At 65.9% G+C, this 16451-nt stretch carries 10 protein-coding genes; 6 read left to right on the top strand and 4 right to left on the bottom strand.

The window, feature by feature from the left end; all coding sequences use genetic code 11:
- Nucleotides 1-470 precede the first annotated feature (470 nt).
- Entirely contained in the window at nt 471-1841 is a 1371-nt protein-coding gene (locus ABQY64_RS14780) for an MFS transporter (protein WP_349779843.1), read from the bottom strand.
- Between the two features lie 100 nt (nt 1842-1941).
- Here ABQY64_RS14780 and soxR point away from each other — a divergent pair, with 100 nt between their 5' ends.
- From soxR to ABQY64_RS14750, 6 genes are all read left to right on the top strand, one after another.
- Entirely contained in the window at nt 1942-2388 is a 447-nt protein-coding gene (gene soxR, locus ABQY64_RS14775; protein ID WP_024938717.1) for a redox-sensitive transcriptional activator SoxR, read from the top strand.
- Nucleotides 2389-2592: 204 nt separating this feature from the next.
- Nucleotides 2593-4584 carry a M1 family aminopeptidase gene (locus ABQY64_RS14770; RefSeq protein ID WP_349779842.1) on the top strand — a complete coding sequence of 664 codons (1992 nt, stop codon included), beginning with the start codon at nt 2593-2595 and terminating at the stop codon, nt 4582-4584.
- Nucleotides 4585-5375: 791 nt separating this feature from the next.
- Nucleotides 5376-8534, top strand: coding sequence for a TonB-dependent receptor (locus tag ABQY64_RS14765; protein ID WP_054591471.1), 3159 nt, complete (start codon nt 5376-5378; stop codon nt 8532-8534).
- 451 nt (nt 8535-8985) lie between these two features.
- Nucleotides 8986-9747: a SapC family protein gene (locus ABQY64_RS14760; RefSeq protein WP_167763903.1), complete on the top strand. Its 762-nt coding sequence runs from the start codon at nt 8986-8988 to the stop codon at nt 9745-9747.
- Nucleotides 9748-9751: 4 nt separating this feature from the next.
- Nucleotides 9752-10789 (top strand): cupin-like domain-containing protein, encoded by a 1038-nt coding sequence (locus ABQY64_RS14755; protein ID WP_104594504.1) that lies wholly within the window; start codon nt 9752-9754, stop codon nt 10787-10789.
- A gap of 175 nt (nt 10790-10964) precedes the next feature.
- On the top strand, nt 10965-12482 hold the full coding sequence (locus ABQY64_RS14750; RefSeq protein ID WP_211914108.1) for a tryptophan halogenase family protein: 1518 nt from the start codon (nt 10965-10967) through the stop codon (nt 12480-12482).
- 472 nt (nt 12483-12954) lie between these two features.
- Here ABQY64_RS14750 and ABQY64_RS14745 read toward each other — a convergent pair whose 3' ends face one another.
- From ABQY64_RS14745 to ABQY64_RS14735, 3 genes are all read right to left on the bottom strand, one after another.
- The gene (locus tag ABQY64_RS14745) at nt 12955-13962 is read right to left on the bottom strand and encodes an MBL fold metallo-hydrolase (protein ID WP_211914107.1); all 1008 of its coding nucleotides are present in this window, start codon (nt 13960-13962) and stop codon (nt 12955-12957) included.
- Nucleotides 13963-14211: 249 nt separating this feature from the next.
- The gene (locus ABQY64_RS14740; RefSeq protein ID WP_166768856.1) at nt 14212-14616 is read right to left on the bottom strand and encodes a hypothetical protein; all 405 of its coding nucleotides are present in this window, start codon (nt 14614-14616) and stop codon (nt 14212-14214) included.
- A 227-nt stretch (nt 14617-14843) separates the two neighbouring features.
- Nucleotides 14844-16241, bottom strand: a complete 1398-nt coding sequence (locus ABQY64_RS14735; RefSeq protein WP_054591467.1) for a serine protease — start codon at nt 16239-16241, stop codon at nt 14844-14846.
- Nucleotides 16242-16451: the final 210 nt, after the last annotated feature.

Below are 16451 nucleotides of genomic sequence, written 5' to 3'. Positions count from 1 at the left end.
GCATGGCCGGGTTGCACACAACTGCCGCGCTGCATGAGGCAGCTGTCGTCCCGTATCGCCTGACACACGCTGCAGTGGCGCGCAAGCCCTGCGCTGCCTGCCGCGCAGCGCAGGTTTTCCACACCCCCTGTGGATGGAACTTGCACAAGGCTGTGGACAAGTGGGTGCAGGCCCCGGCCTGCAACGCTGTCAAGATGGGTGGCGAAAAAATGACCAGCGGCTCGTAGATGCATTTTTCCGGTCCGGATCGCAGCGATCTCGACAGGATCGGCAAAGTCGGTTGCGCTGTGGGCGATGAGATGTGCCGGCCTGGGTTGCGTCATGCCAACGCGACGTGCCGAGCAAGCGGATCATGCAAGCCGTGCAGACCGTACGCGCGCTGCATGCGATGCGGGCGATCCACAACGACTGAGCGCGACGCACCGGTGCTCGCGATCAGTGTTCTCTCATTTGCGCGCACCGCACACCCATCACACCCGCCGCGCCACCAACAGGCCCGCCACCGCCAGCAGCCATGCCAGGGCGAACACGCTCAGGTAGGCGGCCGCAGTCGCCGAGGCCAGCAGCGCGGCGAACAAGGCGCCGGCCAGCGCCAGCATGCCGGCCACCGCAATCGCCTCGCTCAACTGCAGCGCCGAACTGTTGGCGCCTTGCTGCGCCGGCGGCGACAGCGACAACGTCAACACCGACAGGCTCGGATACAGCAGGCCCATGCCCAGGCCGGTCAGCGCCCAGCCGGCAATCGCCACCGGCACCGGGATGACCGGCCACACCGCCCCCGCGCTGATCACGATGCCCAGCGACATGAAGCACGCACCGGTCTTGAGCAGGCGTGGGCGCGACCAGCCGGCGCGGCTATGGCCCTGGTACCAGGAGCCACTGAACCAGCCCAGCGCGCCGACGCTCAGCGCCACGCCGGCCAGCAGCGGCGACAGGCCGCGCTCGCGCGACAGCAGCAACGGCAGGAACGCCTCGAAGCCGAAGAAGGCCGCCGCCGCGATCCCGCGCAGCGCGATCACGCTGGGCAGCCCGCGCGCGAGCCGCAGCGTGCCGGCCGGCAACAGCTGCCAGGCGCAGTACCCGGTCAGCGCCAATGCCGGCAGCATCGCCAGCAACGCGCTGGTGCCGTGCAGCTGCCCGCCCAGATACACGCCGAGCACACCCAAGGCCGCACCCACCGCCCAGCACAACGCCGAATTCGACGCGCCGGCTGTGTCGCTGGACCAGGTGCGCCCGCGGATCGCCGGCCACAGCATCAGCCCGGCCGGTATCGCCAGCAGCGGCACCGACAGGAACACCCAGCGCCAGCCGACGTGCTGCACGATCAATCCACTGATGCCCGGCCCGATCAACGAAGGCACCACCCAGCCGGCCGAAAACGCGGCAAACACGCGGGGCCGCAAGGCTTCCGGATACAGGCGCCCGACGATCACGTACAGCGCCACCGAATACGCGCCGGCCCCCAGGCCTTGCAGCAGGCGGCCGGCAATCAGCACCGGCATGCTCGGCGCCAGCCCTGCCACCAGCAGACCGACCACGAAGCACAGCAGGCCGTAGGTCAGCGCCCCGCCGGGGCCACGCCGGTCGCTCCAGCGCCCGGCGGCGGTCATGCCGACCACGCTGGTCGCCAGGGTGCCGCCGAACGCCAGCGCATACAGCGGCAAGCCATTCAATTCGCGCGCGACGGTCGGCATGGCGGCGGCCACCGCCAGCGATTCGAAGGCATTGAGCGATACCAGTGCCACCATGCCCAGCGTTGCGGCGCGATACGGCGCGGCCAGGATGGAAGTGGGTTGGGCCGCATTGAGTGGCGTGGCGGGCAGGGCGGTATCGGCGGGCATCGAGCATCCAGAAACTGAAGTGTGTGGAGCCATGACCACGGGGCTTGCACCGGTCATGGCCGCGCAGCATCCTGCCTCAACCAAGGTTGAGGTCAAGGCAATGCAGCGTGAGTTGTCCGTGGGCGAGGTGGCCAAGCGCAGTGGCGTGGCGGTGTCGGCTTTGCATTTCTACGAGCGCAAGGGGCTGATCCGCAGCCTGCGCACTGCCGGAAATCAACGCCGCTATGCGCGCGACGTGCTGCGGCGCATCGCCGTGATTCGCGTGGCGCAACGGCTCGGCGTGCCATTGCAGCAGGTGCTGGATGCGTTCTCGGTGCTGCCGGACCAGCGCACGCCCACGCGTGCGGAATGGGCACGCATGTCGGCACGTTGGCGCGGGCAACTGGATGCGCGCATCGCCGAGCTGCAGGCCTTGCGCGACCAGCTCACCGACTGCATCGGCTGCGGCTGTCTGTCGCTGCGCCGCTGCCGGTTGAGCAATCCGGGCGATGCGCTGGCCGAGGGTGGGGATGGCGCGTTGCGCTTGTCGCGGCTTGCTGCCGACTGAGGTGGCAAGCGCGGGCTGTGCCGCCGCCGGGGCAGGGATGGCGTGATCGGCATCTGCAGCTCGCGCGCGGGCCGCGGCTGCTGCGCTCCGGGCAGCCTGTCACCGTCGAGAAGTTCGATGCCGCAACCGGGACCAATGGCAGTGCCGTGACGGGCGAAGGCGACCGTAGGATGGGGATCCCCCCACCGCCGCAGGACTTCACGCATGTTCCCCACCTTGCGCCGATCGCTCGCCGCTGCGCTGTCGCTGGCATGCATCACCTCGTCCGCGCATGCCGCGCCCGCCACCAGCGCCGCCTCGCCGGCAAGCGCCTTCGATCCGCTGGCCTTGTTCGCGCCGCTGCAACTGCCCGATGCACCCAATGCCTACCGCAGCGGCAGCGGCGTCCCCGGCCCGCTGTTCTGGCAGAACCGTGCCGATTACACCCTCAATGCCAGCATCGACCCGGCGACCCACACGCTCACCGGCGAGGCGGCGATCCACTACACCAACCGCAGCCCGGACACGCTGGACGTGCTGTGGCTGCAGCTGGACCAGAACATCTACCGCGCCGATGCGCGCGCTGCCGCCAGCCGGCCGTCGCGCCGCACCCAGTTCACCGACGGCATGCAGATCGCCAGTGTCGAGATCGACGATGGAGGGCGTCGCCAGCCTGCGCATTTCGTCGTCGACGACACCCGCATGCGGGTGGACCTGCCGCAGCCATTGGCCGGGCAGGGCAAGGCGCTGACCGTGCATGTCCGCTACCGCTACACGATTCCGGGCACCTGGGGCGGGCGCACTGCGGTCAGTGCCAGCAAGCAGGGCGAGATCTACGAGATTGCACAGTGGTATCCGCGCATGGCCGTCTTCGACGATCTGCGCGGCTGGGACACGCAGCCGTATCTGGGCTCGGAGTTCTATCTGGAGTACGGCGACTTCGACTACGCGGTGACCGTGCCGGAGGGCTTCCTGGTTGCCGGTTCGGGCGCGCTGACCAATCCGGCCGAGGTGCTCAGCCGCAGCGAGCAGCAACGCCTGCAGCAGGCACGCAGCAGCGATCGTACGGTGCTGATCCGCATGCCCGAGGAAGTGAGCGCGCGCGCTGCCAAACCTGCGGGAAACGCCACGCGCACCTGGCGCTTCCATATGGACAACACCCGCGATGTTGCGTTTGCCGCCTCGCCTGCGTTCGTGTGGGATGCCGCGCGCATCAAGCTGCCGGGCGGCAAGCAGTCGCTGGCGATGTCGGTATACCCGCTGGAGGGCGTGGGCGCGGACAAGTGGAACCGCTCCACCGAATACGTCAAGGGCGCGATCGAACATTTCTCGCAGTGGTACCCGTATCCGTGGCCGGCCGCCATCAACCTGGGCGGGTATGGTGCGGGCATGGAATATCCGGGCATCGTCTTCGACGGTTTCGAAGACAGCGGCAAGGAGTTGTTCTGGATCACCGCGCACGAGATCGGACACACCTGGTTCCCGATGATTGTCGGCTCCAACGAGCGCCGCCACGCGTTCATGGACGAAGGCTTCAACACCTTCATCGACGTCTATGCATCCGATGCCTTCAACAAGGGCGAGTACGCGCCCAAGCGCGATTCGGAATATGCGCCCAAGGGCGGCAACCCGGTCGACGAAATCCTGCCGCTGCTGGCCGATGCCGGTGCGCCGACATTGATGGACAACGCCGATTCCACCAGCGAGACCTACCGGCATTCGCTGACCTATTTCAAGGGCGCGTTGGGGCTGGTGTTGTTGCGCGAGCAGATCCTGGGGCCGGAGCGCTTCGACCCGGCCTTCCGCAAGTACATCGCGACCTGGGCCTACAAGCACCCGACGCCGTCGGATTTCTTCCGGCTGATGGAAAGCGAGAGCGGCGAGAATCTGGCCTGGTGGTGGCGCGGCTGGTATCTCAACAACTGGCAGCTGGACATGGGCATCAGCGAGGCCCATTACGTCGATCACGATCCTGCCAAGGGCCTGCAACTCACGTTGCGCAGCCGCCAGAAACTGGTGATGCCGGTCACCGTGCGGGTGGACCTGGCCGACGGCAGCCATCTGGACCGCCGCGTGCCGGTGGAAACCTGGCTGCAGAACACCGCACCCAAGCTGACGCTGCCGACCACGCAGAAGGTGCTGCACGTGACGCTGGATCCGGACCATGTGTTGCCCGATGCCCAGCGTGGCGACAACCAGGTCAATACGATCGGCTAGCGGGTGCCGATGCAGGCATCTGCGCTGCAATGGCGTAGATGTTGCGGGTTTGCAGCATGAGCGTGTCACCGTCACCAACGGCGCAATCGATTGCAGCGATTGCGCCGTTTTTCGTTGCGCGGTGCATTCCGATGTCGAAGATAGACGCGCAACGGTGTGCTCGCATCGGCGTCAACTGCCACGTGGATGCGTTGCTCAGCACGTGGGTACTGAAGGCTGCCGCGTTGCGATCCTCGCGATGCCTTGCGCAACTACTCCAAGTGGCGTTCTCGCTGCTACGCGATGACGCGCGACTGCGCCACTGCAACGCGTTTGCAGAGGTCATAAGCTGGTAACGCTTACAGCCACGCTGCGCCTGCATTCGTGCTGCGGACTCAAGCGCACGCGGTGTTTTATGCCTACGTGTGGCCTGGTGTGTTTGCTGCAACGCACGGTGACAAGCCCAGGCACGCATGACTAGGCTGCGCCGCGTGTTAGCGCTATCAGGTTTTTGCATCGCCTGCTGACACGGGGTTGAGTGCAGAGGCGCGCGGCAGTGCACGTCTGCAGGCGTACTGGTTGGGAAGGCAGTTGCAGGTGCTGTACAGGTCGAGCAGCAGGCTGCGTCCATCAGGGTCGTGGCGCGCGCACGGCTGGCATCAGGGGGATGCGCCGGCAGTCGAGGCGGATCAGAGCAAGTGCTGTGCAGGGATGTATGTCGCGTGCCGTCCAGGCGCGTGGCCAGGCAAGCGCCGCGTCGCATTCCGCGACCACGGCCGTGGGTGTTGGATTCCAGACCCGAGGATAGATCGATGCGTCGTACGTTGAGCAAGTTCAAGTCGAAGGCCATGTTTACCTTCGTCGGTGGCATCCTGGTGATCAACCCCGCCTTTGCGCAGGACGTTACCGCGCAGCAGGTGCCGCCACCGCAGTCCGGCGCACAAACCGCCACCACCTTGGATGCGGTCAATGTCACCGGCATCCGCAGCAGCCTGGATCAGTCGATGGGCATCAAGCGCGATGCTGCCGGCGTGGTGGATGCGATCAGCGCCGAAGACATCGGCAAATTTCCCGATACCAATCTGGCCGAGTCGCTGCAACGCATCACCGGTATCTCGATCGAGCGCCGCGATGGCGAAGGCGCGCAGGTCACCGCGCGCGGCTTCGGCCCGCAGTTCAATACCGTCACCCTCAACGGCCGCCTGATTCCCGGTGCCGATGCGTTCGGCGCGCCGGGCCAGACCCCGATCGGTGGTGTGGATGTGGGCACGCGCGCGTTCAACTTCGCCCAGCTCGCCTCCGAAGCCATCACCGGCATCGAGGTGTTCAAGACCAGCCGTGCCACCGCGCCCAGCGGCGGTATCGGCGCCACCATCAACATCCAGACCGACAAGCCGTTCAACCACGAAGGCGTGGTGGCCAATGCCGGTGCCAAGATGGTGTCGGATCGTTCGCAGCCGTTCGGCGATTCGCTCACTCCTGAAGTCTCCGGCATCTTCAGCTATACCAATCCCGACAAGACCTTCGGCATCGGCCTGAGCGGCAGTTACCAGAAGCGCCATGGCGGCTCGGTGCAGGCCACCGAAAACACCTGGAACATCCAGCGCTGGACCGGTACCGACCCGGCCCTGCGCCCGGATGCGGTGGTGACCAATGCACCGGCGATCGGTCAGCTCTACGGCATGCCCAACGATCTGCGCTATGCCTTTGCCGACTTCCAGCGCGAGCGCACCAATGGCCAGGCGGTGATGCAGTTCGCGCCCAGCGACAGCCTGACCCTGACCCTGGACTACACCTATTCGTCCAACGAAATCCGCGAAGAGCGCGGCGAGCAGGGCATCTGGCTGCAGCGCGCCAACAGCTTCACCGATCTGACCTTCGACACCGGCCAGGCGGTGGCCACCCCGGTGTATCTGCGCGACGTGCCCAACGGCGCCAAGGACTTCGGCATGGAGCAGCAGCGCAACGAGCAGAAGTACACGCTCGGCTCGCTCGGCTTCAATGCCGACTGGCAGGTGAGCGACCGCTTCCAGCTGTCCTTCGATGCGCACAACTCCAAGACCAAGAGCCTGCCCAACGACCCGGTCACCGGCGGCAGCGCCACGTACTTCAGTTTCGCCGGCACCAACAACTGCAGCAACGGCCCGTCCTGCGGCGGTCAATGGGGGCAGGAGCTGCGCTTCAACAATGGCCTGCCGATCGGCGCACGCACCTGGTATCCCACCGCGGCCGATTCCCTGGCCGGCACCAACGGCGTGCTCAACCCGGACTTCACCCCCGCCGAGCTTGGCTCGCAGGTCCTGCGCATCTTCTATCAATCGCAGGTCACCGAGATCAAGGAAGGCCGCATGGACGGCACCTTCGATTTCGAGGACGGGCGCTTCCAGTTCGGCGTGAGTACCGCCAATACCACCATGAACCGGCTCACCAGCGACACCAATTCCACGCTGGGTGACTGGGGCGTGGCCAACGCCGGCAACGAGCCCGGGATGCAGGCGCTGCTGCGGCCGGTGAGCATCACCGGCATGTTCAAGGACTTCAACGCCAATGGCGCTGCGCCCAATGCATGGCGCGGCGATGCCGATCAGCTGGCGCTGTGGGGTGGCAGCCAGTACGGCGCCACCACCCGCTACAACCCGCAATACAGCGCCGACAACCAGGTCGAAGAGAAGACCCGCGCCGCCTACGTGCAGTTGGAACTGAAGGGCGACATCTCCGGCATGACCACCAATACGCGGCTGGGCTTGCGCTACGAGCGCACCGATGTGGAATCCACCTCGCAGGTGGCAACGCCCACGGCGTTGTTGTGGCAGGCCAACAACGACTTTCAGCTGTTGCGCTCCACCGAGCAGCAGCCCTTCAGCGAGAAGACCAGCTACAACTACATCCTGCCCAATCTGGACTTCAGCATCGACATCTCCGATCAGCTGAAGGGGCGCGCCTCGTTCGGCCAGACCATCGCACGCGCGCCATACAACAACCTGATTGCCGGCCCGACCCCGAATACGCCCAATGGCTCGATCCTGATCAACCCTTCCAACCGTGCCGGCGGCAGCTCGCAGAACCCGCAACTGGACCCGCTGGAATCGGACAACCTCGATCTGGCGCTGGAGTGGTACTTCGCCGATGCCAGCTACGTGTCGGCCACGTTCTGGAACAAGCGCGTCAGCAACTTCATCGGCAACACGGTCTCGCGCGAATCCCTGTACGGGCTGAGCGATCCCACCTCCGGTCCTGACGCGCAGGCCGCGCTGGCGTTCCTGCAGAGCGGCGCCTGTGCGGCGCAGGTGGGCGCCTCCGGCAACGACGTCGCGGCGGCGTGCTCGGCCAACGACACCTCGCTGTTTGCGGCGATGGCGCTGCTGCGCAATGCCGCAGCCACCGGCGGGCTGGCCGCCTACAACGGCAGCTCCGCGCAGAGTCTGGCACTGGAGAACGCCTACGACATCGTCGGCAATGCCTCCGATCCGCTGTATCAGTTCGACGTGTCGCGCCCGGTCAACCAGAACAAGGCCAACATCCACGGCTGGGAGTTGGGCGGGCAGTACTTCTTCGACAGCACCGGCTTCGGCATCTACGCCAACTACACCATCGTCGAAGGCGATGTGGGCTTCGACAACACCGTGATCGATCGCGACCAGTTCGCGCTGCTCGGCCTCAGCGACACTGCCAACGTGATGCTGATGTACGAAAAATACGGCTGGAGCGCGCGTCTGGCCTGGAACTGGCGCGACGAGTATCTGATCGCCGCCAACCAGGACAATGCCAACCGCAATCCGTACTACGTCGAGGCGTACCAGCAGTGGGACCTGAGCGTCAGCTACAGCTTCAGCAAGCAACTATCGGTGGGCTTTGAGGCGATCAACCTCACCGGCGAAGACGTGCGTTGGCATGGGCGCTCGGACAAGCAGATCATCCGCCTGATCGACCAGCAGCCACGCTACACGCTGGGTGTGCGTTACGCGTTCTGACCCACCGGCTGCGCTCACTTCCCTCCCGGTGAGCGCAGCCGGTGCCTGGTGTGGCCGATGCCGACGTGCGGGCTGGTGCGGGCCAGCCGCGCGCTTTTTCGAAGGCGGCCGGCGAGCGTTCGCTGTCTGCGCCACGTGGCCGCATCGAGTCGTCAGCTTGCGTGGCTGGTCTGGCGACCGCAACCGCAGGCTCGAGCTCGATGCCGCGACGCATTCGTGGATGCGGCCGGCACGCATTGCGGTTGCTTGCAAGCAAACGCCCTCCTGCTGGTGGCCGCTATGCCAGCGCAGCGACGCCGAGTGCCACAGGCTTATTCCCATGCTGCTGTGCCGCTTGCCGGCCTGGCGCTTTTTGGCAATGCTCGCCAACAGCGGGCGCGCCACCCGGCCGCGCGATCGACGCATTCCACGCAATGCGGTACTCCGTGGCGGAGCACCGTTGGAGTTTCAGATGACGCGATACGCAGTGCTCAACAATGTGGCGCATCACGATCTGCGCGTCGTGCTGCGCTTTGGCGCCGAGTTCGGCGATGCGCTGGGCCTGGTGCCGGCGTTCGTCACCGAATACGCCGAGCTGCAGCGCGAGTACCCGCTGTTCTTTCGCAAGGATCCGGCCACCGGCGGCTACCAGTCGGTGGCGCTGCTGGGCTTTGCACAGGACGAGAATCTGTTCCTGCAGGACGGCCGTTGGACTGCCAGCTATCTGCCCGGCATCGTCGCCAAGGGGCCGTTTCTGATCGGCTTCCAGGAGCAGCGTATCGATGGCGCCTTGGTGCAGGAGCCGGTGATCCATGTCGATCTCGAGCACCCACGCATCAGCCGTCACGAAGGCGAGGCGGTATTTCTGCCGCAGGGCGGCCATAGCCCGTACCTGGAGCACATCATCGGTGTGTTGCGCGGCATCCGTGACGGTGTGGATGCCGGCCAGGCGATGGCGGCCGCGCTGGATGCGTTGGGGCTGATCCAGCCGGTGCAGCTGGATGTCACGCTGGATGCCACCCACGCCACCAAGCTGGAAGGCCTGTTCGCCATCGACCGCGAGCGGCTTGCCGCACTCGATGCGTCCTCGTTGCAGCAACTGCATCGGGCCGGCTATCTGGAGGCTGCATTCCTGATGCTTGCTTCGCTGCACAACGTGCGTCGGCTGATGGCCGAGAAGCAGCGCCGCCTGCAGCAGGCGCACAGTGCGTCTGCGACTGCTGCGTTCGCCTGAGCGCATGACGACCGGCGCAGCCTTCTCCTCCCTTGCGGCCGTCGCCGAGCGCAGCGATTGCCACCCCGACGCGCTGCCGCTTGCCGCGCTGTGCGACGCCGCCGAGCCGGTGGTGCTGCGTGGCGTCGTACGCGACTGGTCGCTGGTGCAGGCCGGGCTGCACAGCCCCGAGGAGGCGATGGCGCTGCTGCGCACGCATGACAGTGGACGCCCCCTGCAGTATTCCCGCGGCGGCCCGGAGATCGCCGGCCGGCCGTTCTATACCGACGATTGCAGTGCGCTGAATTTCGAGGTGCAGCGCGGCAGCTTGAGCAGCTTGCTGGAAGCCGTCGTGACGCATCGCGACGACCCGCAGCCGCCTACCTATTACCTGGCGTCGTTGCCTATTGACGACAATCTCCCGGGCTTGCGCGCAGGCAACGATCTGGATTTCGCCGCCAGCGGCATCGCGGTGCAGCCAAGTATCTGGATCGGCAATCGCGTCACTGCTTCCTGCCATTACGATGCGCCCAACAACCTGGCCTGCTGCGCGGTGGGGCAACGTCGCTTCACGCTGTTTCCGCCCGAGCAGGTGGCCAACCTGTATCCCGGCCCGCTGGATCCCACACCGGGTGGGCAGGTGGTGAGCATGGTGGATATCGCCAATCCGGATCTGCTGCGGTATCCACGCTTCGCCCAGGCGCTGGCCCAGGCACGCACCGCCGTGCTGGAGCCGGGCGATGCAGTGTTCATTCCCGGCATGTGGTGGCATCACGTGCAATCGCTGCAGCCATTCAACGTGCTGGTCAACTACTGGTGGAGCAGCGTGCCCGCGCATCTGCCGGCGCCGATGCCCGCGCTGTATCACGCGCTGTGGGCCATCCGCGACCGCCCGGCAGCGGAGAAGGAGGCCTGGCGCGCCCTGTTCGACTACTACGTGTTCGGCCCTGCCGAGCGCGCGGGCGAGCACCTGCCCGAGCAGGCACGGCATGCACTGGGCCCGATCGACCCCACGCTGGCGCGACAGCTGCGCGCGCTGTTGCTCGGCAGGCTCAACCGCTGATGCGCGCGATCGGCTTCCAGGCCACTGGCGCGACAACTGCGCAGCGACCGGGCGGGCAGGACCGATGTGCGGTATTGGCAGGTGCCACGCGCGCGCTCCGCTCCCTGCGGGCCACCCGCGTTGTCCAGACGATCGATCAAGACCTCACCCCGGATCCATCACCCAGGAGCGCGCAGTGAGCCAGGCCCCGATTCGCAAGGTCGTCATCGCCGGCGGCGGCACCGCTGGCTGGATCGCCGCCTGCGCACTGTCGCATCAATTCCGCGAGCTGCTGGAGATCACCCTGGTCGAGTCCGAGCAGATCGGTACCGTGGGCGTGGGCGAATCCACGGTGCCGCCGATCCGCAGCTTCCATCGCTTCCTGCAGATCGACGAGCAGGAGTTCCTGCGCGCGGTGGCCGGCACCTTCAAGTTGTCGATCTCCTTCGAGCATTGGCGCCGCCAGGGCGAGCGCTATATCCATCCGTTCGGCATCACCGGGCAAAGCACGCTGGTGTGTGCCTTCCACCATCTCTGGCTGGAGAGCCAGCGCCGCGGCATGCCGGGCAGCTTTGGTGATTACTGCCTGGAAACCGTGGCTTCGCGCGTCGATCGTTTCGCCTTGCTGCGCGAGCCTGCGGTCAACTACGCCTATCACCTGGATGCGGCGCTGTATGCCAGGTTCCTGCGCACGCGCAGCGAAGCCTGTGGCGTCAGGCGTATCGAGGGCAGGATCCAGCAGGTGACATTGCAGCCGGACAGTGGCGATGTGGCCAGCCTGCTGCTGGAAGACGGGCAGGTGCTCGAGGGCGACCTGTTCATCGATTGCAGCGGTTTTCGTGGCCTGCTGATCGAGCAGGCGCTGCATACCGGTTACGAGGACTGGAGCCACTGGTTGCCGTGCGATCGCGCCGTTGCGGTGCAGACCGAGGCGCTTGGCCCGCCGGTGCCGTACACCCGCGCCATCGCGCACGAAGCCGGGTGGCGCTGGCATATCCCGCTGCAGCATCGCGTTGGGAATGGTCTGGTGTTTTCCAGCAAGCACCTGTCCGACGACGAGGCGCATGCCAAGTTGCTGCGCGATGTGGCCGCGCCTGCGCTGAAAGACCCCTGGCTGGTGCCGTTCCGCACCGGCCGCCGCCTCAAGGCCTGGAACAAGAACGTGGTGTCGCTGGGCCTGGCCAGCGGGTTTATCGAGCCGCTGGAATCCACCAGCATCCATCTCACCATCGCCGCCGTGGTGCGCCTGATCAGCTTGTTCCCGGCGGATGGCATTGCGCCCTCGCAGGTGGAGCTGTTCAACGACATCAGCCGCGCCGAAATGGAACACGTGCGCGACTTCATCATCCTGCACTACCACGCCACCCAGCGCGAGGAACCGCTATGGCGGCAGTGCCGCGCGATGGAGTTGCCCGAATCGCTGGCGCTGCGCCTGCGCGCCTGGCGCGAACGCGCACATGCCTGGCAAGCGGCCGATGAACTGTTCCGCGTCGACTCCTGGACCCATGTGCTGATGGGGCAGGGCATCCTGCCCGAACAGCATCATCCGCTGGCGCGCGCGCTGTCCGATCGCGACCTGCGTCGCCTGCTGGACGGCATCGCCCAGCCGATCCGGCACGCGGTGGAGCAGATGCCGTCGCAGCAGGCGTTTATCGACGCGTATTGCAAGGCGGGGGCGGGCGTGTGGGGCCTGCGCAGTCCGGTGGTGACGTAGAGCGGCTGGCAACGCTGGGGCGCCGCCGGCAGGCAGGCGCAGCCGCTGCCCACAACCGGCACGGCGCCAGCACGTCCTGGCCCGGCTCGGCAACGCGATACGGGACGGGCGGCATGCTCCGTGCAGTCGGCAAGGCAGGCCGGTACGGGCAGTCGGCACGGGCCAGACCAATGTAGGAGCGCGCTTGCGCGTGATTCGATTGAGCGTCACCGGGAACGCTTCGTCGCGCCCTTCGGCTCCGGTTCCGAGCGCGCCGTCCACGCGCACCTGACGACTGCTTACTACGTGTTAGCCGCTCTTGGACACACGGACCAGAGATGCAGTATCGCCTGCTGTGTCGTGCCCGCTCTGCACGATGCCTGGTGATTGCGTGCCGCTCGATAGCGGTTGGCGATATCACCGCCGGATACGGGTCGAATGCGCTGATGACAGTGCGCAGCTGGATCCATCGCTACAGTGCCCAACTGCTTCGCTACAAGCGCATCAGATCCTTGCCGACCACAATCGGCCCGGCATAGTGCTTGCGCGCGCCCTCGCTCCACATCGCATCGGTGATCGTCGGGTCGCCGCCAGGCACGAAGTGATTGAGCACCAGCATCCTTGCGTTGGCCGCTGAAGCGATTCTGCCGACTTCCTCGCTGGTGGAATGGCTCTTGAGCAGATGGTCGAGCAAGGTCGGTGCGTTGTCGTTGGTCTTGAGCATCTTTTCCAGCGCGGGCAGATACATCACCTCGTGCACCAGGATGTCGGTGTCCCTGGCGAATTCGGCCAGTGCAGGCAGGTAACGCGTATCGCCGGAGAACACCACCGTGCGGTCGCGCGCGGCGAAGCGGTAGGCGAATGCCGGCTTGAGCGTGTAGTGATCCACCAGCGTGGCGGTGACGGTGACCTGGTCGTTCTGCAGCACCGTGCCGGGCTGGTCGAACTCGTGCACATGGATCAGCTGCTTGAACGGCGGGCGGCCTTCTTCGCGGATGCGCGCATCGATGTCGATGGCATTCATCTCGACGAACGCATCCACCATCCTGGCGATACCGGGCGGGCCGTACAAATGCACCGGCGTCTGCAGCCCGCTGGCCCACGCCAGCCACACCACGTTGAGCAGGTCGGCGTTGTGGTCGGAGTGGTGATGGGTCAGGAAGATATCGCGCAGCGCAGGCAGGCGGATGCCGGCCTTGGCCAGTTGCTGTGCAACGCCATTGCCGCAGTCGATCAGGTAGGGCTGCCCGGCGATGACCAGCGCATTGGCGGCCGCGGCGCGCAGCGGTGATGGCGTGGGGCCGCCCTTGGTGCCGAGCAGCACCAGCACGCTGCTGTTGGCCGGGAAGGGCGCCGGTGACGCCGGGTCTGACGGCGCAGGGTCTTCCTTCGGTGCGCGCCGCAGTGCGGCACCGAGCTGGCTCGTCACGCTCAGCGTGGCCGCTGCCAGCGCGATGCGCAGCACTTGGCGACGGGAAGGGCGTGGCGAAGCGGCAGACATGACGGCTCCTGTCGAAGCGGGGGGAGAGGATGTGCCAGGCGGGGCGTGGCACTGCGCCAGACTATCGTGGGGCTGCCGGGTTTGCGACTGCGTCACGTAAACCTCGGCACTGGCATGCCCGCGCCCGATGCAGGAGAGCTGCACCTGCGATGCACGCGGTGCGTGCACTGCGCGATCCGATGGCCCGCCCCGAATCGGCTACGCCGACCCATCCGTTGCCTTCCAACGGCGGGTTTGCATCGATTGCCTTCAGAGTTCCCGTGCGATGAACGCGTTCAACGCAGGCGAACGATAAAACGCCATGCATTGCGCGAAGATCCTGTTGAACGGGCCACGGCGGGCTTCGTCCTTCATCGGCACTTCGGCGCGATGGAAGTCTGCCGTCTGCTCGGCCACGAAGCGATGCAGGCGGTCGGTGGCACCGGTCTTGGCATTGTCGAGCGCGTAGGTCGTCAGTAGATACGAGCGATCGCGCAGCTGGTCTGAGGTGTATTTGCCGCTACGCTCATAGTTGTTGTCCAGGCACAGCTGCAGCGCGTAGGCCTTGACGTCGTCGCGATTGGCGGGTTTGCCGGCTGCATGGGCGGTGACCTGTAGCGACAAGGCCAGGAGTGCAGCTACGGCGATGACACAAGAAGTGCGTTGAACGGGCATGCCGATCCAGGTGAAGGACGAGCTGCCAAGTCTGCATCATCCGGGCACTGCAGATGAAGTGCATGACGACTTACGCGCGTGACCGATGGGGTCCAAAGGTCAGCGCACAAAACATCAACCCGTACAGATCGATCCACACAGCACATCAAACAATCGACCACACTCTGCACAGGCCAGGCGCAGTCGCACGTGGCAGGCGCTACCCGCCTGCCACGCGCATCTCCCGCTTACGGGCCGAAGTAGGTGGAAATGCTGGAATACACGTCCGAGAAGCGCGAGTAGTAATCCGGATCGGTCTGCGCGGTGCAGAACGAGTAGCCGCCGTACAGGCCGCCGCGCAGCTGGTAGGCGCCACCGCTGGCGACGGTGAACAGGCCCGAGCCGGACGAGCCGCCCTCGGTGACGCCATCGTTCCAGACCACACGGTACAGCGGGCTCTTGCCGTCGATGCTGGTGCTCAGCCCATTGACGGTGCCCAGCGAATACTTCTTGACGTCACCGGACGGGTGGTGGATGCCGACGATCGAGGTGCCGGTCGCACCGATCGCTGCGCTGTTCCATGCCGCATAGAACGCGCCGCTTGGCGGTGCGGTCTTCAGCTCCAGCAATGCGGTGTCGCGCGTGGTATTGGCATGGCGCAGGAATGCACCGCCGGTCAAGGTGGTGGCCTGCGAGCTGGCGGTATTGCCGTTGCAGCTAGCCGCGTCGTAGAACCAGTAGGTCTGCAGTGTGTTGGCGACCGTCTGCGTACTGATGCAATGCGCTGCGGTCCAGAACAGGTTGCGCTTGGGCGAGTTGGTGTTGTTGAGCAGCGTGCCGGTGCACAGGAACGAGCCCTGGCTGGTGGTGAACACCATGCGCGCCACCGCCTTTGCGGCATTGGTGAAGCCGGCGGTGGGATTGGCGCGGCAGACGATATCGTTCTGGCAGGAATCGCTCTCGCCGATGGCAATGGTCATCATGTCGCGCGCGCTGGCGGTGGGGCTGATGTCCAGGTGCGACAGCTGCGGGATGCTCAGGCTGAAGTTCTCCGGATACTGGCCGGCCGGCAGCGACAGTTCCACCAACAGATTCTCGCCGCTGACGGTCGGCGACCAGCCGATGGCGTCGCCGCTGGCGGAGAAGCTGGCACCGGATTGCTCGAATACCCGGCCATCGTCGCCGGCAAAGCGTAGCGTCACCTTGGACGGATCGCCCGGCGTGGCACCGGCACCACGCAGGATCAGCGACGCACGCAGCGAGGCCGCCTGCGCGGAGCCGACCTTCAAGGTCGCCACGCGTGAGCCGTCTTTGGCCATCTGCCAATCGAGCGTGGCAAGATTCACCAAAGGCTTGGCAACCGCGCGCGAAAACCCGATCTGCAAGGGCTGCCCATGTTTGACCTGTGCGATTCGACGCTCACGCACCCGACCGATCTCGGTGCTGGTGGGCGCAGTGAGTTGCACCACACGCGTGGGCAGGATGCCGCCACGCAGACTTGCCGACTGCAACGTCGCTGCGCCGAGCTTGGCCGCCTGCGGCGCGGTACTCACCGGCGCCGCATCCATTTCGGTCGGCGGCGTTGCCAGTGCAGCGCCGGAAACGGCGGAAAACAGCGCCAGGTACAAGGCATTCTTGCGGTTCATGGGTAGTCCTTCTCGTCAGGGAACGACAGGCTGCGGCGGGGGCCACAGCCTGCGGGCGCCATCGTTGGCGCCGAACGAGACTAGCGAATGTTTAAAGCTGAATATGTGCTGAAAATCTCGTTCAGAGATTGGCAGTCGATAAAAAGATCATCGTGTTTTGCACGCAGCAGTCGACGTGTGCACGACTTGCCATTGGCCTTGCGTGTACGA

The sequence above is a fragment of the Xanthomonas sp. WHRI 7065 genome (assembly GCF_040203115.2).
Taxonomy (GTDB): domain Bacteria; phylum Pseudomonadota; class Gammaproteobacteria; order Xanthomonadales; family Xanthomonadaceae; genus Xanthomonas; species Xanthomonas arboricola.
This window is presented reverse-complemented; position numbering and strand designations above follow the sequence as displayed.

Excerpts from the sequence above, each read along its gene's own strand:
- ABQY64_RS14780 (WP_349779843.1), bottom strand. The coding sequence starts at position 1,841 with ATGCCCGCCGATACCGCCCTGCCCGCCACGCCACTCAATGCGGCCCAA.
- soxR (WP_024938717.1), top strand. The coding sequence starts at position 1,942 with ATGCAGCGTGAGTTGTCCGTGGGCGAGGTGGCCAAGCGCAGTGGCGTG.
- ABQY64_RS14740 (WP_166768856.1), bottom strand. The coding sequence starts at position 14,616 with ATGCCCGTTCAACGCACTTCTTGTGTCATCGCCGTAGCTGCACTCCTG.
- ABQY64_RS14765 (WP_054591471.1), top strand. The coding sequence starts at position 5,376 with ATGCGTCGTACGTTGAGCAAGTTCAAGTCGAAGGCCATGTTTACCTTC.
- ABQY64_RS14745 (WP_211914107.1), bottom strand. The coding sequence starts at position 13,962 with ATGTCTGCCGCTTCGCCACGCCCTTCCCGTCGCCAAGTGCTGCGCATC.
- ABQY64_RS14755 (WP_104594504.1), top strand. The coding sequence starts at position 9,752 with ATGACGACCGGCGCAGCCTTCTCCTCCCTTGCGGCCGTCGCCGAGCGC.
- ABQY64_RS14760 (WP_167763903.1), top strand. The coding sequence starts at position 8,986 with ATGACGCGATACGCAGTGCTCAACAATGTGGCGCATCACGATCTGCGC.
- ABQY64_RS14770 (WP_349779842.1), top strand. The coding sequence starts at position 2,593 with ATGTTCCCCACCTTGCGCCGATCGCTCGCCGCTGCGCTGTCGCTGGCA.
- ABQY64_RS14735 (WP_054591467.1), bottom strand. The coding sequence starts at position 16,241 with ATGAACCGCAAGAATGCCTTGTACCTGGCGCTGTTTTCCGCCGTTTCC.